The 25,876-nt window shown below is 62.6% G+C and carries 22 protein-coding genes; 19 read left to right on the top strand and 3 right to left on the bottom strand.

Annotated elements, in window-relative coordinates; all coding sequences use genetic code 11:
- Window position 1: 1 nt before the first annotated feature.
- The 3 genes from AB4Z16_RS15655 to AB4Z16_RS15665 all read left to right on the top strand — a co-directional run bounded on the left by AB4Z16_RS15655 (window position 2) and on the right by AB4Z16_RS15665 (window position 2,889).
- Window positions 2-1,720, top strand: coding sequence for a dipeptide ABC transporter ATP-binding protein (locus AB4Z16_RS15655; RefSeq protein ID WP_441512282.1), 1,719 nt, complete (start codon window positions 2-4; stop codon window positions 1,718-1,720).
- A gap of 35 nt (window positions 1,721-1,755) precedes the next feature.
- A complete protein-coding gene (gene hpxZ / locus AB4Z16_RS15660; protein WP_441512283.1) occupies window positions 1,756-2,136 on the top strand; it encodes an oxalurate catabolism protein HpxZ in 381 nt (126 codons plus the stop codon).
- Between the two features lie 75 nt (window positions 2,137-2,211).
- Window positions 2,212-2,889, top strand: coding sequence for a GntR family transcriptional regulator (locus AB4Z16_RS15665; protein WP_441512284.1), 678 nt, complete (start codon window positions 2,212-2,214; stop codon window positions 2,887-2,889).
- On the opposite strand, the gene atzF is transcribed toward AB4Z16_RS15665, so the two are convergent.
- Window positions 2,871-4,676 carry an allophanate hydrolase gene (atzF, locus tag AB4Z16_RS15670; RefSeq protein ID WP_441512285.1) on the bottom strand — a complete coding sequence of 602 codons (1,806 nt, stop codon included), beginning with the start codon at window positions 4,674-4,676 and terminating at the stop codon, window positions 2,871-2,873. The genes AB4Z16_RS15665 and atzF overlap by 19 nt on opposite strands.
- A gap of 188 nt (window positions 4,677-4,864) precedes the next feature.
- On the opposite strand from atzF, the gene AB4Z16_RS15675 reads away from it, so the two are divergent.
- From AB4Z16_RS15675 to AB4Z16_RS15685, 3 genes are read left to right on the top strand one after another with little or no spacing between them, the layout of a single operon-like run.
- On the top strand, window positions 4,865-5,566 hold the full coding sequence (locus tag AB4Z16_RS15675; protein WP_441512286.1) for a cysteine hydrolase family protein: 702 nt from the start codon (window positions 4,865-4,867) through the stop codon (window positions 5,564-5,566).
- Window positions 5,563-5,790, top strand: a complete 228-nt coding sequence (locus AB4Z16_RS15680; protein WP_441512287.1) for a DUF4089 domain-containing protein — start codon at window positions 5,563-5,565, stop codon at window positions 5,788-5,790. The genes AB4Z16_RS15675 and AB4Z16_RS15680 overlap by 4 nt, the downstream gene beginning before the upstream one ends.
- On the top strand, window positions 5,787-7,190 hold the full coding sequence (locus AB4Z16_RS15685; RefSeq protein WP_441512288.1) for an AtzE family amidohydrolase: 1,404 nt from the start codon (window positions 5,787-5,789) through the stop codon (window positions 7,188-7,190). The genes AB4Z16_RS15680 and AB4Z16_RS15685 overlap by 4 nt, the downstream gene beginning before the upstream one ends.
- A gap of 173 nt (window positions 7,191-7,363) precedes the next feature.
- On the opposite strand, the gene AB4Z16_RS15690 is transcribed toward AB4Z16_RS15685, so the two are convergent.
- Window positions 7,364-8,854: a glycosyl transferase family protein gene (locus AB4Z16_RS15690; protein ID WP_441512289.1), complete on the bottom strand. Its 1,491-nt coding sequence runs from the start codon at window positions 8,852-8,854 to the stop codon at window positions 7,364-7,366.
- Window positions 8,855-9,064: 210 nt separating this feature from the next.
- Between AB4Z16_RS15690 and AB4Z16_RS15695 the strand changes: the two genes are divergently transcribed.
- The 4 genes from AB4Z16_RS15695 to AB4Z16_RS15710 all read left to right on the top strand — a co-directional run bounded on the left by AB4Z16_RS15695 (window position 9,065) and on the right by AB4Z16_RS15710 (window position 13,526).
- Window positions 9,065-11,305, top strand: a complete 2,241-nt coding sequence (locus tag AB4Z16_RS15695; RefSeq protein WP_441512290.1) for a TonB-dependent receptor — start codon at window positions 9,065-9,067, stop codon at window positions 11,303-11,305.
- Between the two features lie 77 nt (window positions 11,306-11,382).
- Window positions 11,383-12,063, top strand: coding sequence for a Fe2+-dependent dioxygenase (locus AB4Z16_RS15700; protein ID WP_441512291.1), 681 nt, complete (start codon window positions 11,383-11,385; stop codon window positions 12,061-12,063).
- 171 nt (window positions 12,064-12,234) lie between these two features.
- Complete coding sequence (locus AB4Z16_RS15705; RefSeq protein WP_441512292.1) at window positions 12,235-12,771, top strand: iron chelate uptake ABC transporter family permease subunit; 537 nt, start codon at window positions 12,235-12,237, stop codon at window positions 12,769-12,771.
- Window positions 12,768-13,526, top strand: a complete 759-nt coding sequence (locus AB4Z16_RS15710) for an iron ABC transporter ATP-binding protein (protein WP_441512293.1) — start codon at window positions 12,768-12,770, stop codon at window positions 13,524-13,526. Before AB4Z16_RS15705 ends, AB4Z16_RS15710 begins: the two co-directional genes overlap by 4 nt.
- 160 nt (window positions 13,527-13,686) lie before the next feature.
- On the opposite strand, the gene AB4Z16_RS15715 is transcribed toward AB4Z16_RS15710, so the two are convergent.
- The gene (locus AB4Z16_RS15715; protein ID WP_441512294.1) at window positions 13,687-14,802 is read right to left on the bottom strand and encodes an acyltransferase family protein; all 1,116 of its coding nucleotides are present in this window, start codon (window positions 14,800-14,802) and stop codon (window positions 13,687-13,689) included.
- A 446-nt stretch (window positions 14,803-15,248) separates the two neighbouring features.
- Between AB4Z16_RS15715 and AB4Z16_RS15720 the strand changes: the two genes are divergently transcribed.
- The 9 genes from AB4Z16_RS15720 (at window position 15,249) to AB4Z16_RS15760 (ending at window position 25,857) form a co-directional block, all read left to right on the top strand.
- Window positions 15,249-15,929, top strand: coding sequence for a sugar transferase (locus tag AB4Z16_RS15720; RefSeq protein WP_441512295.1), 681 nt, complete (start codon window positions 15,249-15,251; stop codon window positions 15,927-15,929).
- 97 nt (window positions 15,930-16,026) lie between these two features.
- Window positions 16,027-16,860, top strand: coding sequence for a WecB/TagA/CpsF family glycosyltransferase (locus tag AB4Z16_RS15725; RefSeq protein ID WP_441512296.1), 834 nt, complete (start codon window positions 16,027-16,029; stop codon window positions 16,858-16,860).
- Window positions 16,861-16,923: 63 nt separating this feature from the next.
- Window positions 16,924-18,042 carry a glycosyltransferase family 4 protein gene (locus tag AB4Z16_RS15730; protein WP_441512297.1) on the top strand — a complete coding sequence of 373 codons (1,119 nt, stop codon included), beginning with the start codon at window positions 16,924-16,926 and terminating at the stop codon, window positions 18,040-18,042.
- 80 nt (window positions 18,043-18,122) lie between these two features.
- Complete coding sequence (locus AB4Z16_RS15735; protein ID WP_441512298.1) at window positions 18,123-19,259, top strand: glycosyltransferase; 1,137 nt, start codon at window positions 18,123-18,125, stop codon at window positions 19,257-19,259.
- 79 nt (window positions 19,260-19,338) lie between these two features.
- Window positions 19,339-20,400, top strand: coding sequence for a glycosyltransferase family 2 protein (locus tag AB4Z16_RS15740; protein WP_441512299.1), 1,062 nt, complete (start codon window positions 19,339-19,341; stop codon window positions 20,398-20,400).
- 232 nt (window positions 20,401-20,632) lie between these two features.
- Entirely contained in the window at window positions 20,633-22,027 is a 1,395-nt protein-coding gene (locus AB4Z16_RS15745) for a GumC family protein (RefSeq protein ID WP_441512300.1), read from the top strand.
- Window positions 22,028-22,288: 261 nt separating this feature from the next.
- Window positions 22,289-23,092, top strand: coding sequence for a hypothetical protein (locus AB4Z16_RS15750; RefSeq protein WP_441512301.1), 804 nt, complete (start codon window positions 22,289-22,291; stop codon window positions 23,090-23,092).
- Window positions 23,093-23,189: 97 nt separating this feature from the next.
- On the top strand, window positions 23,190-24,494 hold the full coding sequence (locus AB4Z16_RS15755; protein WP_441512302.1) for an O-antigen ligase family protein: 1,305 nt from the start codon (window positions 23,190-23,192) through the stop codon (window positions 24,492-24,494).
- Between the two features lie 274 nt (window positions 24,495-24,768).
- Window positions 24,769-25,857 (top strand): polysaccharide biosynthesis protein, encoded by a 1,089-nt coding sequence (locus AB4Z16_RS15760; RefSeq protein ID WP_441512303.1) that lies wholly within the window; start codon window positions 24,769-24,771, stop codon window positions 25,855-25,857.
- Window positions 25,858-25,876 lie beyond the last annotated feature (19 nt).

Genomic DNA, 25,876 nt, shown 5'->3' on the forward strand with positions numbered 1-25,876 from the left:
GATGAGCACGCCTCTCCTCGATGTCAGCAACCTCACCGTCGAATTCGCGACCCGCCGTGGCACGGTGCAGGCCGTGAAAGCAATCGACATCAGCGTCGGCAAGGGCGAGACGGTCGCGATCGTCGGCGAATCCGGCTCCGGAAAGTCCGTGACGTCCTACGCGGTAGTCCGCATCCTCGACCGGGCCGGCCGGGTTGCGGAAGGTTCGATCGCCTTCTCCGGCGTCGATCTGGTCTCCGCGACCGAGGCGCAGATGCGCGACCTGCGCGGCCGCGAGATCTCGATGATCTTCCAGAATCCGCGGGCCGCGCTGAATCCGATTCGCAAGGTCGGCAAGCAGATCGAAGACGTGCTCGTCCAGCATGTCCAGGCGACGCGCGCGACCGCGCGGGAGAAGGCGATCGAGGCGCTGGAGAAGGTCAGGATCGCGCGCCCGGCCGAACGCTATGACGCCTATCCGTTCGAGCTTTCCGGCGGCATGTGCCAGCGCGTGGTCATCGCTTTGGCGCTGGCCTGCCAGCCGCAGCTGCTGATCGCTGACGAACCCACCACAGGCCTCGACGTCACCACGCAGAAGGCGGTGATGGACCTCATCGTCGAGCTGACGCGCGAGCGCGGCATGTCGACCATCCTGATCACCCATGATCTCGGCCTCGCCGCCGCCTATTGCGACAAGGTCGTCGTGATGGAGAAGGGCCGCGTCGTCGAGACGGCGAGCGCCGCCGACATCTTCCGCAATCCGCAGCATCCCTATACGCGCAGGCTGATGAAGGCGACGCCGCGCATCGGAATGAGCCTGCGCGATCTTTTGCCGGAGGACCAGGCGAAGCGGGCGGCTGCCACCCAGCCGGCCGCGCGCTCCAGCGCGCGCCCACCGCCAAGCTCCGCCGGCGCAACGCCGCTTCTCGTCGTCGAGAATCTCGTCAAGGAATATCCTCGCCCGGCCAAGGGCTCGTTCCTCGCCAAGCTCATGGGCAAGGCGGAGCCGGACCAGCCGGCCTTCCGTGCCGTCGACAGCATCGGGTTCGAGGTGCGCCGCGGCGAGACGCTGGGCCTCGTCGGCGAATCCGGCTGCGGCAAATCGACGACCTCGATGATGGTCAACCGGCTGCTCGATCCGACATCCGGTCGCATCATCTTCGCCGGGCAGGATATCGGCGCGATTCCGGCGAAACAGTTCGCCGCATCGCCCTTCCGGCGACGTATCCAGATGGTGTTCCAGGATCCGACCGACAGCCTCAATCCGCGCTTTACGGCCGAGCGGGCTATCGTCGACCCGATCCTGCGCATGGGGAGTGTCCGGGGCCGCGCCGCGCTCAGAGCCCGCTGCGAGGAGCTGGCGCAGCTCGTCGGCCTGCCGGTGGAGCTGATCGACCGCTTCCCGCATCAGCTCTCGGGCGGCCAGAAAGCGCGCGTCGGCATCGCGCGGGCAATCGCGCTCGACCCCGATCTCGTCATCCTCGACGAGCCGACTGCCGCGCTCGACGTCTCCGTCCAGGCCGTCGTGCTCAACCTGCTGGAGGAGCTCAAGCAGCGGCTCGGCATGAGCTACATCTTCGTCTCGCATGACCTCAACGTTGTGCGCCTGCTCTGCGACCGGGTGATCGTGATGCGCAGCGGGCAGATCGTCGAGCAGGGCACGGCCGAGGCCGTCCTCGGCGCGCCCACGGCGGAGTATACGAAAGAATTGCTCACCGCGATTCCGCACCCGCCGGCATGACGCCTCCTTCACCCGCACGTCGAAGCAACAGGGCCATGAAGATCAACGATCCCGCCATCCTTGCGGAAGTAGAAGCCGCTTTCGCCGAATATGAGAAAGCGCTGACCACGAACGATGTGGAAACGCTCGACAAGCTTTTCAGGAACGCCCCTGAAACCCTGCGCTACGGCGTGGGCGAGAACCTTTATGGCTATGCGGAAATCGCGGCCTTCCGGGCAGGGCGCTCGCCCGTAGGGCTGATGCGGGCGCTGGAACGGACCCGGATCACCACCTATGGCGATGACTTCGCCACCGCGAACACGCTGTTTCGCCGGGATGGCATGACCGGCAAGATCGGGCGCCAGAGCCAGAGCTGGGTCCGGTTTCCGGAAGGCTGGCGCGTCGTGGCCGCTCATGTCAGCATCATCGCCGAATGAGCGGCGGGGATGACCGAGCGAATCTTGCCCGCTAGGCCGGGCGCCCCGGCGGCTGCGCTTCCACGACCGGCCGCCATGCGACGCAGTGCGACCCAACCCGATGCCGAAGCGGGTGCGCTCACCCGCACCGAGAGCCTGCGCCTGCAGCTAGCCGACGAGATCGTCTCCGGCCTGCTCGCGCCCGGCCAGGCGCTCGACGAGCAGGAGCTGGCCAAGCGCTTCGGCGTATCGCGCACGCCCGTCCGCGAAGCCATCCGCCAATTGTCCGCTTCCGGGCTGGTGCAGGTCAGGCCGCATCGTGGCGCGCTCGTCGCGTTGCCGACACCGGAGCAACTCCACGACATGTTCGAGGCGATGGCAGAGCTGGAAGCGCTCTGCGCCGGGCTCTCCGCCCACAACATGGACACGGCCGAGCGCCACGGGCTGGAGGCGATCCATCTGGAGTTGCGCGGACTGGTGCACCAGGGCGATCCGCTGCGCTACCACGAACGCAACGAGGCCTTTCACGGCGCGATCTATGCCGGCACCCATAACGGCTATCTGGCCGAGATGACGCTGATGACGCGCAAGCGCGTCGCGCCGTTCCGGCGGGCACAGTTCCGCACGACCGGGCGGCTCGGAGGCTCCTGGCAGGAACATGACGTGATCGTGCAGGCGATTCTGCGCGGTGACCGGCAGGCCGCCACTGATGCGATGCGGGCCCATATCGGCTTCGTGCGCGATGCCTTTCGCAGCTATGCGGGGGCGCGCTGAGCCGACTGCGCCGCGACGAAGGCGCGCCAGCCGCCGAAGTGGGTGACGTCCCGCGCGTCCTGCGTCGCCACGGCCTCGCACAGGAAGCCCTTGACCAGCGTGCCGTCGGCCAGCCCCAGCGTGCCGATCCCCAGCGGCGCGGGAATACCGGCGACGAAGCGGCCGAAGCCCTCCGGCGGCAGCGACCAGACCTCCAGCGAGATGGCTCCGCCGCCATTCGCGACGCGCACCAGGCCCGGCCGCATCGGCGGGCCACCCGGCAAGGCGAAGAGCCGGTAGTCGGGCGTCGTCGTCGTCGCGCGGATAAAACTGCCGCCCAGAGCCGTCAGCTCGCCATTGAGCGGCATGCCTGAAAGATGGGCGCCGACGACCGCGATCTCGATGCCGCCGGGTTCGCCCGAAGTCGGCCAATCCGGCGCCGCCGGCATGGGACGGCCGGTTGCGCCGAGCGGCAGGCCGCTGGCGGCATGGAAGGCGCGCCCGAAGCCTGCAAGAGCCGCATCCTGTGCCACTGGCGCGATCAGCGTGACGCCGGCCGCCGTGCCGTCGCTTGCGACGCTGACCGGCAAAGCGAGTGCGCAAAGATCCAGCAGGTTCACGAAATTGGTATAGCGTCCAAGCATGGAGTTGGCGCCGATCGGATCAGCCGCCATCTCGGCCATGGTCACCGGGCGGGGAACCGTCGGCACCATCAGGGCGTCGACGGCCTTCATCGTGGCCTTGGCCGCGAGCGCGAGTTCCGCCAGGCGATAGCGCGCGGCGAAGGCGGCTGCGGCATCCGGCAAGGGCTTGCCGGCGATGACCTGTTGGATCACCGGCAGGATCGCATCTGGATCGCTCGTGTAGAGATCACGGATGGCGAGCCAGCGTTCGGCGACCCAGGGGCCATCGTAGAGCAACCGCGCGGTCTCGTAGAAGGGCGCAAAGTCGAGCGGCACGATCTCGGCTCCAAGCGCTGCCGCCCGCTCGAGCGCCGCCGCGTAGCTCGCTTCGGCAAGGCGATCACCGGCGAAATCGCGATCGGCCGGGCCGGGCACGCCGAGCCGGATCGAGGGCGGCGCGGCGCCGGGGCGGCCGAGCGGCAGCGACCTCGAAAACGGATCGGCCGGATCGAGCCCCGCCATGACATCGAGCACGGCCCAGGCATCTTCCACCGTCAGCGCGAAGACGGAGATGCAGTCCAGCGTGCGGCAGGCCGGCACGACGCCGGCGCTCGGTACCAGCCCGACACTTGGCTTGAGCCCGACGATATTCTGCAAGCCTGCGGGAACGCGCCCCGAGCCGGCCGTATCCGTGCCGAGCGCAACCGGCACGATTCCGGCCGCGACCGCGCTCGCCGAGCCGGAGCTCGACCCGCCGGGAACGAGGTCGGCCCGCAGCGCGTTGCGTGGCGTCCCATAGGGCGAGCGCGTGCCGTTGAGCCCAGTCGCGAACTGGTCGAGATTGGTCTTGCCGATGACGATCGCGCCTTCTGCCCGGAGCCGCCCGACGGCGCTCGCATCTTGTGTCGGCGTGTAGGCGAAGGCGGGACAGGCGGCGGTCGTGGGCAGGCCCGCGACGTCGATATTGTCCTTGACGGCGATCGGCATACCCCAGAGCCTGCGGCCTCGCGGTCCCTCCGCCTGCAAGCGCTCGGCTTCCGCGACGACCTCTGCTTCAGGGCGCAGCGTGATGAACATCGCCGGGTCGCCATGCGCCCGCCAGCGCGCATAGCAGCCCGTCACGGTCTCGCTGAGGCGCCGGGCTCCCGCGAGATGCGCGGCCAAAAGCTCGGTCAGGGTTTGCACGCGGCGGCCTCCATCATAGTGCCCAAAGGGCAGGCAGTTCCCATCGGCATGTATGCAAGAGTTGTGCGCGCGGTTCGGCATTGCGGCCGGCCGCGCCGAAAACCCGGCGATCGCCGATGACGGCCGCGCCGGAGCGGGCGGGCACGCGCCTTGCAGAGCCTTCGGCATCTGTCGCCCAGGGAGTCGCTATGGGTCGTCTCGTCATTCCGGCTCAGCCCGCGCCTTTCGCGCTCGAGCCAGAGCGAACCGCCTTGCTGATGATCGACATGCAGCGCGACTTTCTCGAACCCGGTGGCTTTGGCACGGCACTCGGCAACGACGTCTCGCGGCTCCGCACCGCCATTGCCCCATGCCAAAGCTTGCTCGACACTGCGCGAGAGGCCGGTCTTTTCATCATTCACACGCGCGAAGGCCATCGCGCCGATCTCTCGGACGCGCCGCCCGCCAAGCTGGAGCGCTCTTCTCCGGACAAGCGGATCGGCGCCTGCGGCCCGATGGGCCGCATCCTCGTCCGCGGCGAGCCCGGCCACGACATCATTGCCGAGCTCGCTCCGCTTTCCGGCGAACCCGTCGTCGACAAGCCCGGCAAGGGTGCCTTCTACCAGACGGATATCGACCTGATGCTGCGCAATCGCGGCATCACCTTCCTGATCGTCGCCGGTGTCACCACCGAGGTCTGCGTCCACACCACCATCCGCGAAGCAAATGATCGCGGCTATCGTTGCCTCGTACCCGGCGACGCCTGTGCCTCTTACGTCCCGGAATTCCACGAGGTCGGGTTGCGGATGATCGCGGCCCAGGGCGGCATCTTCGGCTGCGTCACGACCAGCGCCGAGATCGGCGCGGCCTTTGTGGCAGCGCTCGTTCGCATGGAGAGAGCGGAAGCATGAAGACGGCAGACAATTCGCCCGGAGGCTTCGACCCCGCCCGCCATCTCGAGGTGATGGCACCGACGCTGGGCCTGGCGATCAGCGAGGCGCAAAAGCCGGTCGTGTTGCAATTCCTCACCATCGCCCACAACATGGCGCGGATCGTCGACGCGACGCCGCTGGCCGACGACAGGCTGGAGCTGGCGCCAAATTTCCGCCCCGGCTTGCCGGGAGGCGGCCGATGAGCGACGCCTTCGCCCCGGCTCACGAGGCCGCCCGCAGGATTCGCGACGGGGAGGCTACCGCCGAGGAGGGGGTCGCAGCGGCGCTCGCCCGCATCGCAAGGCTCGATCCGCATGTGAACGCCTTCACCGACTTGACGGCGCAGCGCGCCTTGGAGCAGGCACGCGTGGTCGACGTTGCCCGATCGCGCGGTGAGCCGCTTGGGCCGCTGGCGGGCGTGCCCTTCGCCGCCAAGAACCTGTTCGACATCACCGGCCTGCCGACGCGCGCCGGCTCGAAGATCAACCGAGAGCGGCGGCCGGCCACGCGGGACGCGGTGCTCGTCGAGCGCCTCGCCACGGCCGGCGCGATCCTGCTCGGCGGCCTCAATATGGGCGAATATGCCTATGACTTCACCGGCGAGAACGCCCATGACGGCCCCTGCCGGAACCCGTACGATCTGGCGCGGATGGCCGGTGGCTCCTCCTCGGGCTCCGGTGCAGCGACTGCCGCAGGCTTCGTGCCGATCGCGCTCGGCTCCGACACCAACGGCTCGATCCGCGTCCCGGGCTCGCTTTGCGGGGTTTTCGGGCTCAAGCCGACTTATGGGCGCCTGCCGCGCACGCGTTCGTTTCCCTTCTGCGATTCCCTCGACCATCTCGGACCGTTGGCGCGGGACGCAACCGATCTCGCGCTTTCCTACGACCTGATGCAGGGCCCCGATGCGGGCGACCCGGCCTGTGCACAGCGGCCGGTCGAGCCGGTGATGCCGCATCTGCATGATGGGCTCTCGGGGCTGCGCATCGCCGTGGCGGCCGGCTATTTCGCGACCGACGGCATGCCGGAAGCTGACGCTGCAGTTGCAGCGGTGGCCAAGGCGCTTGGCGGCAAGCCGGGCCTCGTCATGGAGGGCGCCGCGATCGCACGCGCCGCCGCCTTCCTGATCACCAATGCGGAAAGCTCGACCTTCCATCTGCCGCGCCTGCGCGAACGGGCCGATGATTTTGATCCCGAAACGCGCGATCGCTTCCTGGCGGGCGCCCTGCTGCCGGCTGCGTGGTATGTCCAGGCACAACGTGCTCGCCGCTGGTTCCATGACGAGATGATGCGATGCTTCGCCGAAGTCGATCTCATTATCGCGCCGGCCACGCCATGCCCGGCGCCGCTCATCGGTCAAAAGACCCTGGAGGTCAGGGGCGAGACCCTTCCGCTGCGCCCAAGCCTGGGGCTGTTCACACAGCCGATCTCTTGCATCGGGCTGCCCGTCGCGGTCGTGCCGGTCCGGGGCGGCGGACTTCCGATCGGGGTCCAGCTCATCGCACCGCCGTGGCGGGAGGACATTTGCCTGAGAGCCGCCTACGCGCTGCAGGAAATGGGCCTGTGCAGGGTCGGCTCTTCGGCAAGCCTCCAAAGTCTCCGCTGATCGAGCGCCGCCGAACCAGCGCTCTGTCCCGACGGCGAGAGCTGCAGCAGCCCAAGTCGACTGCACTCCCGCGCTCGGCTGTTTTTCAGCCGGCAGCAGTTCGAGGATCGACACGCCCGGCTTTTGGTCAAAACCGCAACCTGATCCTGTCTGCCCGCAGGGCCACACTCCAGCTAACTGAAACGTTCCTGCCAAAGGAGGCGTGCTTCCTCCAGAGCGCGTGGGTAGTCATCAACTCCCTGTTTGCGAATGGTCAGAAGCGCTACCGCCGCCGTGTTGACAACCACTTCGACCGCGCGCGCGTCGCGTTCTGCCCCCGCCCAAACCGCTTCCCAGTTTTCCATGACTGAATAGATCGAGCGAGGTGGCGACCTGATCTCGTTCTGCATGGGAAGTATCACCTCGTCCGAGATACCGTCGCTGAGGCGATAGATTTTGGCGGTCTTGAACGGATTGAACTCGGCAACATCTCGGGCGCTGGCTAGGACCGACATTCCCGGCCATTGCAGTAGATGGGCAGCATCCCGATGCATGCCATGGTAAGTGATGCGGGCGACGCCTGCCAAAATGGCATCGGCTCCCAGTGGATTGAGCATGTGCACCACTGAATGGATGGGAGTCCGAGACTCGAACACTGGGTAAAGGTCCAGTAGATTTTGTAATTGAGCTCCAAGTGACCGAAGCGACAAGAAGGTAATACCGTCGGACTTGAGTTTCTTTCGGGCTTCGGATGGCGATGAACATTTTCGAATGCCCAATTTTTCCAAACCGAGTTCCGTGAGACTGCTGGCTGCGTCAGTCGTCGGTCCGTGCAGAAGGACCCGATATCCGGCATTGGCGACAAGGCGTGCTGCCTGAAGGAACCACGGTGGACGCGGCGACTGCCTGGGCAGATAGGCCGGCCAGTCGAGATCGACATGATCAGGGGATTGCCCTGCTGTTTGACTAACACGACGAGCTGCCGAGACCATGCCGGCAAGTTCAGGCGCGGTCTCGCGCCTATAGTGCATCAGGAGGAGAAACGCACCAATCTGAAGCGGATCCGCTTGCCCGTTGAGAATGATCTCAAAGGCATCGTCAGCCTCTGTTTGGGTCAATGGCCGGGAGTTGCCGATGCCACGCCCCATCAAAGCCAGATAGCCAGCCAGGCGTCGTCGGGGATCAGAGGTATTCGCGAGCTCAGCCAAACCTTTTGCGAATTCCACAGGAGTGGGCTGACCATCGAGCAACACGCTTGGCCGGATTCCCAGGGGAGGGGACCGGCGCGACAGCGGTTTGGAGCCACGGTGCTCATTCTGCTCTGCGGCTGGCAAATCGTAATTGCGATCGAGCACGCGCTCCACGTCGGATGCAAGATTCCGTAAGGCCAGGCGCATCGCTTCCGCCCGTGGTGTGGGAACCAATTGGCGTCCGGTTCTCACAAAGATCGGATCGCCGACCTCTGCGCGGATCTGTCCCAGAAGGCGGCTCATCGCAGGTGCGCTCAAGCCGAGTTGAGCAGCTGCTCCTTTGACGCTGCCTGTAACCAATAGGACGTCCAGCGCCATGAGAAGGCGCAATCTGCGCAGATGGCTTGAACGGGGCGCGCCCACCTCGCGAGTTGACGCAGGCTTGAAAAGCAACTGAGCATCAATCAAGTCCGAGAGACGGGAAGTCGTGTTCACTGTTTCGATCTCGTTGCATCGCCGGAGAATGTTGGGAGATCGTATATGCCTCACTCAAGTCGAATTCAGCATGAAGTTTGATTTTATAATCGCTCTAAAATGCGCAAAACAAAACTTAGACGTGACCTGAAACATCGGTGTTGCGACCGCAGTTTTCCAACCCTTATAGCCTTTTGGATTGCTGAAAAGCGGGCTTGGGGTGCGCCGAAGATGAACCAGGACAGGGATCGCGAATCCTCCTCCCAGAACACGTGGGTTTTGGGGCTCACCGTGGGCGCCGCCGCACTCGTTCCATTTGAGGTCATGGCTCAGGCGGCTGGTGAAGCATCAATTGATCTGCCGACGATCGACGTGCAGGGCGGTGCCGGAGGGAACACGCTGCAAGCGCAAACCGGTGTCGACCGTCTGCCCGGGCGCGTCCAGGACATTCCGCAGGTTGTCAACGTTGTGCCGCAGGAGATCATCCAGCAGCAGAGGATCACGACGCTCGAACAAGCCCTCCGCAACGTCCCGGGCATCACCGTCGCGATCGGGGAGGCCAATGGCGGGCCGAACGGCGACCGTTTCCGCATCCGCGGTTTTGAGGCGTTCGGCGACAACTATGTCGACGGTCTACGTGATTTTGGCGTCTATGTCCGCGACAGCTTCAACTACGAGCAGGTGCAAGTGCTCAAAGGGCCGTCTTCCGAGAGCTTTGGCGTCGGTACCTCCGGTGGCGCGATCAACACGACCTCGAAGCAAGCAGGCCTTGGTGATCGTTATGACGTGAATGGCTCGTTTGGCACCGGCGCGTTGGCCCGTGGAACGTTCGACGTCAACAAGCAGATCAACGAAACAACGGCGCTGCGCATCAATGGGATGGCAAATCGGCAAGACATTGCCGACCGTGATGGCGTCAAGTCAGATCGGTGGGGGCTTGCCGCCTCGCTGGCCATGGGGCTGGGCACGGATACGACCTGGCACCTGAACTATTTCCACCAGCACAATGACCGCACGCCGGACTATGGAGTTCCGATGATCGGTAGGACTGCCTCGACCATACGTCGACCGGTGACCGAATTCGGCATTCCGCGGAACTTCTATTACGGAAAATCCAGCGATGAGGACGTCTCCGACGTCGATATGATCACCTCGCGTTTCAAGACGAAGGTGACGGATTGGCTGACGTTCAGCAACGACACGAGGCTCTCACATTACGATCGCCGATTCAGCGCGACGACCCCAAGCTGCGACCAGGCTTGCGCAAACACGTTCTTCGCTGGTGGAAACCCGATCATCGTCTACGGTGCCGGCGGCGGCCCAACTTATGAGCAGAAGGCCTGGGGCATCCAGAATGTGTCCACCGGCATCGCCAAGTTCCACACCGGCTTCCTGCGCCACGAGTTGATCTTCGGGCTCGACCTGAACCACCAGGACGACAAGCGGCAGGGCTTTTCATACTCTCCCGCGAAGAATCCGATTCCGCGCCTCTGGTCCCCGAATACGTGGGCGAACTATGCGATCTTGCCGAATCCGAACAATGTGAAACGCTCGGAATCCGACGATGTCGCGCTTTTCGCGAGCGACCGTGTGTGGCTCACCGACCAGTTCTCGATCCTGGGCGGCGTTCGCTGGGACTATTTCCGTTCCAAATACGATTTAACCGCAGCGACGGGGCGAACAATCACGGATGCGGATGCCAATTTTTGGAGTCCGAAGGCAAGTCTGATCTGGGAGCCGACCAAGGACTGCACCTTCTACGCTTCGTTTGCGTCGGCAGCGAACCTGCCCTTCGGGCAGTATGTTGCCTCCGACGTCAATCCGATCGTCGCCGCACGCACAAATCTTGATCCCGAGACGACCGACACTTTTGAGCTTGGTGCAAAGATCGGTCTTCTCGACGGGCGCCTCGGATTAACCGCGGCTGTATTCCAAGTGACGAAAAACAATGCCTATTACTCCGACCCGACGAGTGGCGTCCTGACGCAGACAGGAGAAAAGCAGCGGGTTCGAGGTTTCGAAGCGGGCCTCTCCGGCAAGGTGACCGATGCCTGGGCCGTCAATCTCGCTTATGCCTATCTCGACAGCGAGATCGTCGGCACGAACGTCGTAGCCAATAAGGGCAACCCGGTGCCGGGCGTGCCAAAGAATTCGGTTTCGCTGTGGACGACGTATGATGTTGCGACGCTTTTCGCAGGCGCGGTGCCGGGAAGTCTATTGGTGGGGGGCGGCTTCACCTATCGCGACAAGATGTATATCCGCAACGACGAGATGGCAGAGCTTCCGCATAGCTTCTCGCTCGATGCGCTGATTTCATATGAATACAGAAACTGGCGCGTGGCGCTCAACGGCTACAATCTTACGGACCGGCTGAATTACGACTCGTTCTTCCAAGGCGAAAACCTGAATACGGCGCGTGCAATACCGTCAGCTGGACGCACAGTGGTGCTGACGGTGGGAGCCACCTTCTGAGCCAGCGATCAACGCAGCCTTGATCTGGATGGAAGGCCGGTCCCGGTCCTTCCATCTCTTTCTGTCGAGAACACGACATGCTCGTACACATTCCCGGCCTGTTGACATCCGAGGAGGTCCAACACTGCCGCTCCGTCCTTGAGGCTTCGGCCTGGACGGACGGTTCCGTGACGGCCGGCGAGCAGGCTCGCAAGGTCAAGAACAACCTGCAACTTCCCGTGGATTCACCGCAAGCGCGCGAGCTCGGCCAAATCGTGCTGCATGGGCTGGGCCGCAATGCGACCTTCACTTCGGCGGCCATGCCGCTGCGAGTGCTGCCACCGATGTTCAACCGCTACGATATCGGCATGCGTTTCGGCAGCCATGTGGATGCCGCGGTGCGCTCCGCCGCGGGCGGGGCGCGGATGCGCGCCGACATCTCCTCAACGTTGTTTCTAACTCCGCCTGAGGACTATGACGGCGGCGAATTGGTGATCGAGGACACCTACGGCACGCGCGAGGTGAAGTTGCCGGCAGGCGACCTCATCGTCTATCCGACCACCTGCCTGCACAGCGTCAACGAGATCACTCGCGGCAGCCGCTGGGCCTCCTTCTTCTGGACCCAGTCGATGATCAAGGACGAGGCCAACCGGGGCCTCTTGCACCAGCTCGATCTGGCGATCATCCGCCTGCGGCAGGACCTGCCGGACGATCACCCCTCCGTGCTGACGCTGGCGAATACCTATCACAACCTGTTGCGGCAATGGGCCGACATTTGAACGCCCCGCGCGACGGATTGGCCGTGCGACGCATCGTCAGGGCGATCCTGGGCGAGGCGAGGCCCCGATCCGCCTTTAGCCGACTCGGCGAGTCGGCGCGGCTCGATATCCGCTTCGTCACCCATGAGCCTCCAGCCACGGTCGCGCGTTGGAAGGCGGCGTTGGCGGGCGGTGCTCGGCATCCTGTTCCGCAGCCTGTCGTCCGTAATGCAGCGGATGATCGACCCCAACGACTTCGTCGTGCTGCAGGACCGCTTCTTCGCCAGCTTCAACACGGTCGATCCGACGCTGCTCGGCATCGCCGCCTTGGCGACGGCGCTGGCCTCGATTCCCGCCTGGCGGAGCCGTCACGAGCTCGACGTGCTGGCGCTCGGGCGCGACAGCGCCATCGCACTCGGCATCAACTACCGCAGCCGGATCACGCGGCTCCTGCTCGTGATCGCACTCCTTGTCAGCGTGTCGACGGCTCTGGTCGGGCCGGTTGCCTTCTTCGGGCTGCTCGTCGCCAACCTCGCCTATGCGCTGATCCGTTCGCACCGGCACATCCTGATCCTGCCGGCGGCGATCCTGCTCGCCATCCTCTTCTTGGTCGGCGGCCAGCTCATGCTCGAACGCGTCTTCGCCTTCGACACGGCGCTGGCGATTATCGTCGAATTCCTCGGCGGCATCGTCTTCATCATCCTGCTGGTCCGGGGGAGTGTCCGGTGATCGAGATCCGCAACGCCAGCAAGCACTATGACGAGACGCTCGTCGTCGACGGCGTCAGCCTTACCCTGCCGAAGGCCGGCGTCACCGCGGTGATCGGCCCCAACGGCGCCGGCAAGTCGACGCTGCTTTCCATGATCGGCAGGCTGATCCCGATGAGCGGCGGGCAGATCCTGGTCGACGGGCTCGATGTGCTGCGCACGCCCTCCGACCATCTGGCGCGGCGGCTCTCGATCCTGCGGCAGGACAACCACATCGCCGCGCGGCTGACCGTGCGCGACCTCGTCGCCTTCGGCCGCTATCCGCATTCGAAGGGCAGGCTTACCGAGGAGGACAGGTACCATGTCGAGCGCGCACTCGCCTTCCTCGCACTCGAACCGCTGGCCGATCGCTTCCTCGACGAGCTTTCTGGCGGCCAGCGCCAGCGCGCGCACGTCGCGATGGTGCTGTGCCAGGACACCGATTACGTGCTGCTCGACGAGCCACTCAACAATCTCGACATGAAACATGCCCGCGGCATGATGCGCCTCCTGCGCCGCATGGCCGACGAACTCGGCAAGACAGTCGTCGTCGTGCTGCACGACATTAATTTCGCCTCCTGTTACGCCGATCGGATTGTCGCGATGCGCGACGGCCGGGTGCTGCATCAAGGGCCGCCGGAAGCGATCATAACGGCAGAGGTCATGGGCGCGATCTACGATGTCGAGATGGCGATCCACGAGATCGCCGGCGACCGTATCGCGATTTATTTTCGTTGATGACGTCTATCCCTCGAAGCACCCGAGCGATCGCGATGTGGGATTCCACATCGCATTTCTCATGGCTCTATCTTGCGGTAAGGCGCTCCAACCTCGATCGATCACGATCATCCGCAATCGCGAAGACGAAGAGCTGCATAGACAGGCTGACGCCCCCGCTTCAGCTCCTCTCGCCCTTTATACGCGATGACGCGGGCGCGCTGGCCGTCGGTTCCCGCCGGAGGCGCCCTTTCAGCCCAATCAATGGGCGTTCCATGTAGCGCCACGATAGCGACGCGGCGGCGAATGCAATCGGGGTTTCAACGAGGCCAAGCCAAAGAGGCTCAATGGGTAGCGGCCTGAGATCCACGAGGCCGTGATAGAGGTAGAGGCCGTAGCTGATCTGTCCGACATAGACCAACGGCTTGAGGCTGAGGGCCCGAACCAAAAGGCTCTTTTGATCACTGACTATTCCGAGCAGCAGCACAGCGACGATCGGCGCGGTCGACGCTCTCAATAGCAACGCCGGCAGACCATTGGTCGGGTAATGGGAAGCTGCAATGGGCAGAAGAAGGAAGGCTATCAGGGCAAACGGCGCGGCCCTTGCGTAGATGGGGGATGGTCTGATGGCGATGCTGCAGAGCCCGCCGAGAGCCATGAAACCGAAATTGACTGCGGAACCGACATAGATGGCTCGACTGGGGAGGCCAAGCAGCCAGTTCAGCGGGACAGATAGGCCTGCGATGACGATGACAATCATGCAGATGGCGGGAAAATAACGTCTCGGGCTCAGGAGGAAAACCGGTGCTGCCCAGAGATAGAACTGCTCTTCGATTGCGATGCTCCAAAGCGCGCCAATATGCTCGGGATAGTCAGCCCAGTAGTAGGCCTGGAAGACATTCATCGTGAACGTCAGGGAGCCCGCCAGCTCGGATGGCGTCAGCGGATTCCATATCCCGATCACGCCCATCGTGAACGCCAATGCAATCGTCAAGAAGTATGGTGGCCAGATTCTGAGTAACCTGTTCAGATAAAAATTATAGATATAGTCGTTGTAAATTCCGACTCCCATGTCGATGTTATATTTATAATTTCTAAGTATATTTACGATCAGGAATCCGCTCAAAATAAAGAACAGAGTTACTCCGTAAGATCCACTGTATATATTAAATTCATGCGCAATTGCCGTCTTGTGGTTGGCCACAACCATCAGTGCCGCGATTGCTCGAAGTCCGTCAAATCCATCAATCCGCCGCGTATAATCGCTGTGAGGCAGTCCGCGCGGTGATTGCAACATTATTCGGCGGCTCTGTCGGTTTCTCGGCACGTCAGTTTGCCGCGAGTTTCACGTTATTCAAGTACAAAATGCAGATTGCCTGATATTTAGGCTAAATCTGACGTTGGATCATGGGATTTAATAGCAGCTAATCGTGAAATATAACCAGTGTACGATACTTATGGACTCGCGCAATATGAACTTATGTCCAACATGGATCAAAGACATTACAATAATAAACCAGAATATGCGTCGATCGATAATTAAGTGAAATATGTCGTTGGCTAAATTGCGGGCACATGAAATAGCCATGCGAAAATTACGTTGCGGTATAGCGCTTAATGATAACAATTATATGACACCGAATTGAGCATTATTATTTTATTATGCACAATTCTGCGGCTTGACATCAATGCTGCACTGCGAGAAACGTATAATTAATAGATTATTAATGAATTGAGGGTCGCATGGACGGTACAGGACCGGGCGACGTTAGGGCAGGCGCTGGTCCCGCTCTCGCCGTCAATCCCAGGGTCAATCGATTCAACTGGAGACTGTCGTCAGATTTGCGCGGCGCTGTGAGTTCGCTGTCAGCAGTGATGGCGCTTCTGGTTCTCACGCCGCTCTTCTTCATGATCGCCGTTGCGATCCGGGCTAACAGCAAAGGGCCTGTGTTATTCCGGCAATTGCGAACCGGCCTCAACGGTCGCAAGTTCCAGATCTACAAATTTCGCTCCATGTATGTGCAGGAAAACGGCCCGGTCGTGCGCCAAGCAGAGCGCGTCGACCATCGCGTTACTGCAGTTGGGCGCTTCCTTCGTAGGTCGAGCCTCGACGAATTGCCGCAATTATTGAACGTCATGCGTGGCGAGATGGCGTTCGTCGGGCCGCGCCCTCACGCGCTAGCGCATGATGACTACTACGGGCAGCGGATTGCTGCCTATTCGCGGCGCTTTTCTGTCAAGCCGGGGCTTACAGGTTGGGCTCAAGTCAATGGCTCTCGTGGCCCGACTCCAACCGTCGAGAGCATGGAGCGGCGCGTAAATCTCGATATATGGTACGTCGAAAACAGGTCTATCTGGCTGGATATACGTATAATTCTGACGACGATCTCCATGGAGATAAGTCAAAAATCTGATGCTTACTAAGGAATCAGATCAATCACTCGATTTAATATCATTGAATTCAAGAGAATCTATTCGATTCTCCGATCGACATTGGGTTCTGACTTCTCGAGGTGAGGGAATGCAGAGAAAAAAATGGTTGAAGCCGGCAAGCGATCGCATTCCGATCCACTTGGGAGCGACCAGGGGTGCCAAGCCGCTCGACACGATGGTCGTCGGCGGGATTCCGACAGCACGCGTCACGCGCAAGGAGCTCGCTGAGTTGATGCTTCGCGATTGCGGCGCGGCGCGAGCCGGTTCGTTGGCGCATCCCAGAGTCGTTATCGCGTCAAATGGATCGGTCATCGCGCGCTATCACGGTGACGGGGAGTTCCGGCAGCTCGTCACGCAGGCGGACATCGTCGATGCCGATGGCGCCCCCCTCGTGATCGCATCGCGGTGGCTGACAAATCGCCCGCTGCCCGAGCGTGTTGCGACGACGGACCTGATCCATGACTGCGCTGCACTGGCAGCCAAAAACGGCATCCGCTTCTTTTTCCTAGGCGGAAAGCCCGGGGTCGCGGAGCAGGCGGCAGAGCGGCTTACGCGCCAATACCCGCAACTGCGGGTCGTCGGCTGTTGTCAGGGATACTTTGGCGAAGGGGATGAGGAAGCGATCCGTCGGTCCATCACGGATGCAGGCACAGATATCCTCTGGCTCGGTCTGGGTAGCCCTGCCCAAGAGCGTCTTGCGACCCGCTGGCAGGCCAAGCTGGCCGGGCTGGCCTGGATCAGAACCTGCGGTGGTCTGTTCGATCATGTCGCAGGCAATGTTCCACGGGCGCCGATCTGGATGCAGGGGGCCGGCCTCGAATGGCTCCATCGAATGCGGCAGGAGCCGCGTCGCCTGGGGCCGCGCTATCTTTCGACGAACCCGATCGCGGCATTTCATTTGCTGACCAAAACCCGCGCCTGAGCTGGGGGCGCGCGGTCCTTCAGCTTATCGAAGATGCTTTGTTTACGTGTGGGAGCCCGTGGCGTGGCAGAGTTTCAACAGGTGATCTTCGTGTCGCCGGGCGGGCGTCTCCAAGGCGGGGGGCTCGGCACGATGACGCGTGAAATGGAAGCGGGGCTGATCGCGGCCGGCAAGCGCACGCATGTTCTCAACACGCGCAGCGAGGGGACCGTCCTGAAGTCGCTCTACGAGACACCTGCAGCTGCCGCAGCATTCACCGCATTGCTGATGGTCAATCGGCGAAGCGTTGTACATGTCCAATTGACGCAAAGGCTGAGCGTGCTGCGCGAAGGCATGTTTGTGCTGCTGGCCAGGGCGTTCGGAACGCGTGTCATCCTGCATCATCACGGTGCCGAGTTTCCTGATTTCATCGAGACGGCTTCGCCGCTGTGGAAGCGGATCGCCCGAAAGGTCTGTCAGGCGGCAAGCGTCAACGTCGTTCTCGGCAATGTCTGGAAAAGCGTTCTCAGGGACAAACTTAATATCGCTGACGACAAGATCGCGCTCGTTCAGAATGCTATCAGGCTTGCTGGGCGAAAGCCGCGCAACATTCGGCGCGAGCCGGGGCAGCCGCTCCAACTGGTACTGCTCGCGAACCTGACGCCGCGAAAGGGCGTCCGGGAGGCTCTGCTTGCGCTTGCGGAGCTACGGAAGGCCGGCCTCAATGTGCGGCTGACCCTCGCTGGCGGAGGAATGATCGCCCATTTCGAGCAGATGGCCCGCGAACTTGGCGTGGAAGACTGCTGCGACTTCCTCGGTTGGATCGACAGAACGCGGATGTGGAGCGTTATCGACGCAGCCGACATCATGATCGTGCCCTCGCATCAAGAGGGCTTCCCGATGTCGATCATCGAGGCATTCGCCGCGCATCTGCCAGTGGTGACCACGCCGGTGGGGGCGATCCCAGAAACGCTCAAGGACGGGTTTGACTGTCTGTTCGTCCCCGTCGGAGATCATGCGGCGCTGGCCAATGCTGTCGCGCGGCTCGAATCCGATGAGGCTCTGCGGCAATTGCTTGCGGAGAATGCTTACCGCACCTTTCGGCGCGAGCTCAGCCATGACGCGATGATCGCCAGGATGATGCATATTTGGCAGGGACCGCGAGGCAGCGAGAGCGGGCCGCGGCCCGCGCGTGCAGCATGACCTCGGGGCGCTGTGGAACGCGGAAGCAGAGCGATCTGCGTGCGTGGGCGACAAGGGCTGATTGGCGAGAGAGGCGACTGGTGACGCTGAACCTTCAACAAGCCTCAAGGCGGCGTGTCTGCTTCATGGTCAATCATTCGGCGGCGGGCGGCGTCGGCGAGCTCTGGGCTGATCTCGCGGGTGCGCTCGCCAGAAATGGTCACGACAGTGGGCTCGCCGCGTTCTGGCCGCTGCCCGAAGCCGCGAGTGCCACGACCGGCGCAGTCGCATGGACCCATATCTGCGCAGGCAAGCCCCGGACGTTTGGCCAACTGACGGCGTTTTTCTTTCACCTCGTTCGCTATTTTCGCGAGACGCGCCCGGACTGGGTGATCACCGCCATGCCGGGGGCGAATCTGGTCGTTCCGCTTGCGGCGTGCGTCGCGGATCTGAAAATCCGGGTCGTATCGACGCATCATACCCCTGCCGACACCTTGAGCGGTGCCGTGGGGCTGCTCGACCGTTACGTCCGGTTGCTGCCCAATGTTGCCGCCGCCGTCAGCGTGTCGACCGCCGTCGCGCATTCCTACGCAAAAGCCGGCAGCTTGCTGTCGACGAAACAGAGGGTCATCCACAATGCGCTGCCGCCGCGCATCGAGCGTTGTCTTGCTGCACTCAAGGTGCGCCGCGACGCGCGGCGGGGCGTGGGCCCACGCGATCATGTCGTCGCGTTAGGACGCCTCTCGGAGCAGAAGAATTACGAGGTGCTGATCCGCGCGGCACAGCAACTGCCGGGCGTTCGGATTAGCATCGTGGGGGGAGGCCCGGAGGAAGGCCAGCTTCGCGCTTTCATTGACGCCAGCGGCGTCGCCGATCGCGTGACTCTGCATGGCTTCATGGCGCGTGAGCAGGCCTTGGCTGCGCTGGCCTCGGCTGATGTCTTCGTCCAGATGAGCCGCTTTGAAGGGCACAGCCTGGCGTTGATCGAGGCTGCCAAACTCGGCATTCCCCTCGTCGTCTCCGATATTCCGGTCCAGGTCGAAGGCATCACCGATGATCGGGGGATCGCATGCGGCGTTCTTCTGGGGCTGGACGATGCCGCGGGCCTTGCCGCCGCCATCAGGCGGCTCCTCCACGATGATCCGTTCTACGAGGAGATGAGCGAGCGCGCGGCGCGGCTGGGAAAAACTGCGTCGTTCGACCGCGTAATATTCGAATATCAGCGATTACTTTCCTGATTAATCGTTGGAGCGGAGAATCGTGGCGTATAGTTGTGATGAATTCTGCGTCAAAGCTGGAGAACCCGGGACGCGCTCGATGAAGCTGACGATAGGCATCAAGGCGCTCAACGAGGAGCGGCATATCGAGCGAGCGCTGCAGAGTGCGCTTGCGGCCGCCGAGCGTTTCGGGGGTGAGGTCATACTCGCCGATAGTGGGTCGACCGATGACACGCTGCAAATCGCGGCACGCTATCCGGTAAAAATCGTGCAATTCTCCGACCTCTCCGACCGGTCCTGCGGAGCCGGCGCACAGTTGGCCTTTCAGCACGCGCAGGGTGAATTTTTTTACATCCTCGATGGCGATATGGAGCTGCATTCGGCGTTCCTCGAGGCGGCAATCCCTTTCATGGAGCGCAATCCGCGGATTGCCGGCGTGGGCGGGCGGATCGAGGAGGTCAACGCCGCAAACCACGAGTTCCGCGTACGGCGCCAGGCCCTGCAATCCGACAGCGCCTTCTACCCGGCGCGCATCGACCGGCTGGATTGCGGCGGGCTCTATCGAAGCTCAGCTGTTCGCGAGGTCGGCTACTTCGCCGATCGCAATCTGCATGCCTTCGAGGAGTTCGAACTGGCGGCGCGGCTTGCGAGCCGTGGCTGGGAGCTCACACGGCTTGACATGCCCGCCGTCCGCCACTTCGGCCATACCATCGCGAGCTACGCCCTGCTGCGCAAAAGGATCCGGTCGAAACACACAAATGCGGCGGGCGAGGTCCTGCGCGGCGCACTCGGACGAGCTCATCTCGGCCGGGTTGTTTCCCGGCTGAGTCAGATCCGCAACGGAGCCTTGATCATGATCTGGTGGTTGCTCATTGCGGCAGCTTTGATTGCGGGTTCGTTCCGGGCTGGCTGGCTGATCGTCGCTGTCATGGCGCTGGTCGCACCCATCGCATTTCTCTGGTTTCGCCGCGGCACGCTCGCGGGAGCAGCTTACTCGTTTGTCGCGTGGAATCTGACGGCATTCGGGCTGTTGGCCGGGCTGGCAAGCAAACGCAAACCGCCCCTCGCGCCGATTTCGGCGGTCGTCGTGAAGGCGCCGCCACCCGCTGCCTGGGCGCTGTCGGCGGCCGCTTCCTGCAGATCGGCGGATTCGCTCGGATGAACGCAACGGAGCAGAAAATGGCTTCGTGGAGCGGGCGAGCGCGCGCGCGACTGAACGCATGCAATCCGCACCACCGTGAATCGGTGCATGCCCCGTCACCGAGGTGTCGGAATTTTTCGGTAATGCGGCGCAGTTCCCTTTGCGGCAGGGGCAATTTCTTTTGGAAGTTACCTTCAGGCATGACCTTTGCTGGTGAGCGCGTGTCGGAACTTCTAACGCGGAGTGGGTTTTAATGGCTCAATTCAGGTCCCAGGACCCCTCGTTTGCGGCGCTGCTCCGTGCTGTCTGGTCGCACAAGCTCATCATGATCACGTCGGTGATCGTCGGTTTAGGCGCATTCGTGGCGCTCTATCTGCTGATCACGCCGGTCTTCGAGGCTACGAGCACCGTGCTCGTCAGCCAGGGAGGGGGCCCGGAGAGCGGCAATCGGCCCATCGAGATGGTCAGCTCTCAGGCGCGCGTCGCGGAAAGCCAGGAAGTGATCAGCGATGCGATCACGCGGGTCGGGCTGGACAGGTTCGGCACCGCAAGACCATCGATCCTCGACGGTCTTGGCGGCTCGCTAAGGGCTGTCGTTCACGGAAAGTCGGAGCCGGCTCCGATCAATATTCCCGATGTCGACGTGGCCGCAGCGAAGCTGGCCCGGAACGTCACGGTAAGGACCGAGCCGAACTCGGAGATTATTCGCATTTCGTTCAAACACAGCAATCCTGCACTCGCGGCTGATTTCGCGAATGCGATCACCGACTCCTTTATCGCGCGCCAGCTCAACCTGGCGGAAAAGCCAGGCGCGGCCGACTTCTTCCGCAGTCAGCGTGGCCGGTTCGACGCCGAAGTCGAACGCCGTTCGGCCGCGCTGGAAGATTTCGCCCGGAGGGAGGCCATCTACTCGGTCCAGGATCAGCGCAGTCTGCTGCTGCGTCGGGCCAGCGAACTCTCCGCCTCCTTAAGCGCCACGCGGATCGCGGTCGCGGAGAAGCAGGGACAACGCTCGGGGCTGACGGAACAGCTTCGGCTTCTCAAGCCTGTCACGCAATCGCCTTTCGTCTCCAACCTCGTCGAGAGCCTCGGCTCGGACGCGAGTGCGCCCACACGGCCGGGCGCCCGGCGCGACGCGACCTCGAACGATCCGCCGCTCTTGATGGTGAAGGTCTATCAGGAGGCGATGGTTGCGCTGTTCAAAGTCAATTCAGAGATTGCCGGACTGGAGGGACTTTCCGCTCAGCAGCAGACTGAGATGGGCAGCCTCAATGCCGAGCTGCGCACGCTCTCCGCCAAGGAGGCTGAATTCGAGCGGCTCAAGCGCGAGCTGTCGCTGGCCACGCTAAATGCTGAAACCTACGCTAAGCGCGCCGTCGAAGAACAGATCAACGCGGATCTGCGAGCTGCCAAGCTGACGAATCTGCGGGTCGTGCAGGCGGCGACAATTCCCCTGCGGGCGACGTTTCCAAACGGCATCCAGTTCTTGATTCTGGGAGCGGCCGCGGGGCTGATCCTTGGCGTGGGTTTGTCGCTCCTGCTCGAGAGCCGCAAGCCGGAGCCGGTCGGTGTCGAGCTGCCGGCGATCATATTGGGCTCCACGCGCCTGCAGACGAAGATTGATGCGAGGGTGCGCGAGATGATGTGACCCTTGCTGGTTCTGGGGTGAGTGGCTTCAGGGTTTCCTGTCGCGAAGGCTCATGCCAGGCGCAAATCTTGCGTCAGGTCGCTTGCAGCGGGTGGAATCTTCAACTCAAGCCGCCGCACCTGGGCACGGCCGCGGTGAGGCGCGCGGCGTTCGGGCGTCTGTCTCGGGGAGGTGTGTCGTTCGGCTCGCTCGACCAGCTGCGGCTCGGGCAGGCTCTCGGTTTGTCGGTTCAGCGTCTCATGGTGCCGTAAGGGAGTGACGATGCGATTGAAAAAATTCTGGTGTCGGGCAGCACCCATACTTCTGATGTCGAGCTTCGCCGTCGGCGAGGCAGCGGCCCAGCAGAGCCCACCGCATGTGGTTGAACTGCATGATCGTCAGGCTTTCGCGAAGGGACCCTGGCTGGCGTGGCTGGAACCTTGGGGCGCCGGAGCTCTGATCCAAGGGAAGGACTATACGAACGCGATGAAGATCCTTCCGGATCGCTTTCCGGCAGAGACTTCGATTGAGTGGGCGTGGCCGAGTACGCCTCCTGCGTCCGGAGTGTTCAATTTCTTGGCGATCAATTTCGGAAACTATTATAACACCAAGCCTCCTGTCCCGATTAGCGCTCGCAAGGTGCGAGACATCGCTGTCCTCAAGCACAATCACGATTTCGCTCTGGCCGGGAATCTCGATCAGTACAATGTCATGACTAATATATGGCTGACCCGGGAAGCCGGCCGTCATGATCAGCAGCTATTCGAAGTGCAGGTCTTCTTTCATGCCGCTGATCTCGCGAAACTCTATGTTCGCTCCTCGACGCCCATCGGGGCATACCGCGATGAGACCGGTCGCAACTGGCAGGTCAGCATTGATCGCACCCGTCAGGTGCCGGACATCCTCCTGCTGCCCTCGACGGATGTCCGGATTTCATCGGTCGATATCCGGGCCATGCTCCTGTGGCTGCGCGCGCAGGGCGTGATAACCGGCGAGGAGTGGTTCAACGGGCTTGGCACCGGAGTTGAAGTCACGCGGGGCTCGGGCTCGATGAAAATCAATGCCCTATCGATCACTTACGAATAGGGCGCCGACGAGTGCCGCTGCTTTTGGGGCGAGACGAGAGGCTGGTACTTCAATGGACCTGTTAGATCGCGGTCGCGCCGGATTTAGGACTGGTGCGATGCCGCACATCTCGGACGGCAGGCGGGGGGGCGAGGCGGACACGATGTCTCGTCTCAAACTCGTCGACATCTCGTTCTTCCTTCTTCTCATCATGGTGATCACGGCGCCAATCGCGACTGATATGAGCGATCTGGCCGTTTCGGCTTCGAACCCCGGCCTGACGGGGCAGGGCACGCTGTGGCGTCAGCTCGTCTATATGGCGATCTTCGGTGCGACCGCCTTCGGTGTCGGGATGCACCGCGATCTTCGGCAGCTCCAGGCAGTTCCGCCCGGTCTGCTGCTCGTGCTGGGCTATTGCTGGCTGAGCCTGTCCTGGGCGATCGAGCCCGATGTCGCTGTGCGCAGGCTGGTGCTGACGACGATCGTGGTCGTGACGCTGTCGCTCGGTCTGGTGCATCTGGGCGCGCACCGGGCATTCGCGCAACTTCGCCTGATCCTTGGCGCGGTTTGCCTCCTGAACTTCTCGGCCGTATTCGCCCTTCCGTCGATCGGCGTTCACCAGGCCGACAGTTTTCGGGCCATAGCTCTGGTTGGGGACTGGCGCGGAATATTTCCTGAGAAAAATTATACGGGAATGATTTGCGCGATCACCATACTGCTGTTTTCGTTCTCGCGAACCGGTGGCGCCTATCGTCTGTCTATAATTTTGCTTTCGTTCATCTTCCTCTGGTTCACGAATTCGAAAACCTCATTTGGCCTGACGGTCATCGCCCTGGCTGCGGGGTATCTCTTCTCCCTCTACAGCCAGCGCGACCGCGGGGTCGTGCTGATCGCCGCTTGCCTCGTAGTGCTCGCTCTGACGGCCTACGGCATGTGGCATTGGGAGCAGATCATCGCGCCTCTCGATCGCCAGGACACGTTGACCGGCCGTTCACAGATATGGCGCCCGCTGCTCAGCTATATCGGTGAGAACTGGCTGTTGGGGTCTGGATATGGCTCGTTCTGGAATATCGGCCCGAACAGCCCGATCTTCGAATACGCGCAGCCTGGCAGCTGGCTGACCGCATTGGCCAGCGGCCACAGCGGCTATCTCGATCTCGCCGCTCAAATCGGCATCCCTGGCATCATCCTGGCCGTCTATGCCCTGATCTTAGGGCCATTCGTCACGCTTCTGGGCAATCCGGTGTTCCGATCCCGATCAGGCTGTCTGCTCTTCGCGTTGATGGTGTTCATCCTGGGACACAACGCCACGGAGACGACGATCATGGACCGCGACCAGTTCCTGCAATTGATGCTGGTGATCGTGATTGTCAGCGTCCACGCGAAAAGCAGCGGCCTTGCACAGCCGGTGGGCGAGCGATGACGGCGCCGGCGATGCGGGATTGCGCCACTCCGCATGGTCCAGAGGTTTCGAGGCCATGACCGAGTCGCGTGTGGTGAACGGCTTCAGGAGATCCGGCATCGCGGCTGGTGGGGTTTCGCGCTCGCTGGGTCAGCTTTCGCGCTATGGCATCGCCGCCTTCGGGCCGATCGCTCTCGCAGCAACGCAGTTTCTGCTTTCGCTGCAGATGCTTCGCCTGCTGACGCCGGCCGATTTCGGGACGTTCTCCTTTCTCCTCGTTGTGAGCCAGCTCGCCATGGGGCTGTCGAACGCCTTGTTCTGCGCGCCGATCGCCGTGCTGATTCTGCGAGGCGAGGAGGCGCAGCGGCGGAATATGGCGCGGAGCCTGTTCGCGATGAACCTGGTCTTCACCGCAGCCACTTTCGCAACGATTGGCGGCATTGCCTTGGCCATCGGCTCAAGCATGTTGGAGGCTGCGGTTTTCGCCAGCTTCTCAGCGGCGACGATGCTGCGCTGGTTCGGTCGCGCCTATTCCTATGCAGTTTGTCGCCCGTTACGGGCAACAGCTTCCGATATCGTCTCTGGTGCGGCGCTCGCCATTGCCATGCTTGCGATTTGGGTTGCCGGCCGTGCGGACTCGGTCTCTGGTTATCTCGCGCTTTTGCTGAGCGGCTCGCTGGGCATGCTCCCGTTGGGCCGCGACTACCTTCGGCAGCAGTTTTGCTGGCCTGCACGAGCCGAATTGTCTCGCTACAGTGGGATCTGGCGGGAGCATTCCGGCTGGTCGCTTCTGGGCGTCGTCACGACGGAGGCGACCGGCAACGCGCATGCCTATGTCGTGACCCTCGTGAGCGGCGCGGGCGCGTTTGCCGCCATCGCCGCCAGCGCTCTGCTGACGCGCCCGCTGACCGTGGTCATGAATGCTCTGACGGAGTTCGAGCGGCCGCGTATCGCGCGCTTCATCAACGAGAGGCAGAGCGAGGAGGCGGAGCGCGCAGTGACCTTCTTCCGCTATATTCTCGTGGCGGCATGGTTGTTGGTGGTAATGGCGGCGGTCTTGCTGCTGTTTTATGCGCCCTGGCTCGTTTTCCCGCGCGAGTACGATCTGAGCTATCTCTCGCAGGGTGTCGCCCTCTGGATGCTTATCGTCGGTGTCAGGATGCTGCGCGCGCCCGACAGCGCTTTGCTGCAATCGGCGGGCAAGTTCCGACTCCTGGCCCATGCGAGTATTGTCTCCGCCGCGGTCTCGATGATCGCTGTTCCAACCCTGCTCTTCACCGGCGGTCCGCTCTGGTCCGTCGTCGGGATCCTGTTGGGCGAAATCGCCTTCGCGCTCGCGCTCTGGCGTGGCCGGCGCGGTTGGCGGGAGCAGTCGGATGGCTGAACTCCGTATCGTCGCCGAG

This window comes from Allobosea sp. TAF32 (assembly GCF_052113585.1).
Classification (GTDB): domain Bacteria; phylum Pseudomonadota; class Alphaproteobacteria; order Rhizobiales; family Beijerinckiaceae; genus Allobosea.

Coding starts and splice junctions, on each gene's coding strand:
- AB4Z16_RS15655 (WP_441512282.1), top strand. CDS start 2: ATGAGCACGCCTCTCCTCGATGTCAGCAACCTCACCGTCGAATTCGCG.
- hpxZ (WP_441512283.1), top strand. CDS start 1,756: ATGAAGATCAACGATCCCGCCATCCTTGCGGAAGTAGAAGCCGCTTTC.
- AB4Z16_RS15665 (WP_441512284.1), top strand. CDS start 2,212: ATGCGACGCAGTGCGACCCAACCCGATGCCGAAGCGGGTGCGCTCACC.
- AB4Z16_RS15675 (WP_441512286.1), top strand. CDS start 4,865: ATGGGTCGTCTCGTCATTCCGGCTCAGCCCGCGCCTTTCGCGCTCGAG.
- AB4Z16_RS15680 (WP_441512287.1), top strand. CDS start 5,563: ATGAAGACGGCAGACAATTCGCCCGGAGGCTTCGACCCCGCCCGCCAT.
- AB4Z16_RS15685 (WP_441512288.1), top strand. CDS start 5,787: ATGAGCGACGCCTTCGCCCCGGCTCACGAGGCCGCCCGCAGGATTCGC.
- AB4Z16_RS15695 (WP_441512290.1), top strand. CDS start 9,065: ATGAACCAGGACAGGGATCGCGAATCCTCCTCCCAGAACACGTGGGTT.
- AB4Z16_RS15700 (WP_441512291.1), top strand. CDS start 11,383: ATGCTCGTACACATTCCCGGCCTGTTGACATCCGAGGAGGTCCAACAC.
- AB4Z16_RS15715 (WP_441512294.1), bottom strand. CDS start 14,802: ATGTTGCAATCACCGCGCGGACTGCCTCACAGCGATTATACGCGGCGG.
- AB4Z16_RS15720 (WP_441512295.1), top strand. CDS start 15,249: ATGGACGGTACAGGACCGGGCGACGTTAGGGCAGGCGCTGGTCCCGCT.
- AB4Z16_RS15725 (WP_441512296.1), top strand. CDS start 16,027: ATGCAGAGAAAAAAATGGTTGAAGCCGGCAAGCGATCGCATTCCGATC.
- AB4Z16_RS15740 (WP_441512299.1), top strand. CDS start 19,339: ATGAAGCTGACGATAGGCATCAAGGCGCTCAACGAGGAGCGGCATATC.
- AB4Z16_RS15745 (WP_441512300.1), top strand. CDS start 20,633: ATGGCTCAATTCAGGTCCCAGGACCCCTCGTTTGCGGCGCTGCTCCGT.
- AB4Z16_RS15750 (WP_441512301.1), top strand. CDS start 22,289: ATGCGATTGAAAAAATTCTGGTGTCGGGCAGCACCCATACTTCTGATG.
- AB4Z16_RS15755 (WP_441512302.1), top strand. CDS start 23,190: ATGCCGCACATCTCGGACGGCAGGCGGGGGGGCGAGGCGGACACGATG.
- AB4Z16_RS15760 (WP_441512303.1), top strand. CDS start 24,769: ATGGGGCTGTCGAACGCCTTGTTCTGCGCGCCGATCGCCGTGCTGATT.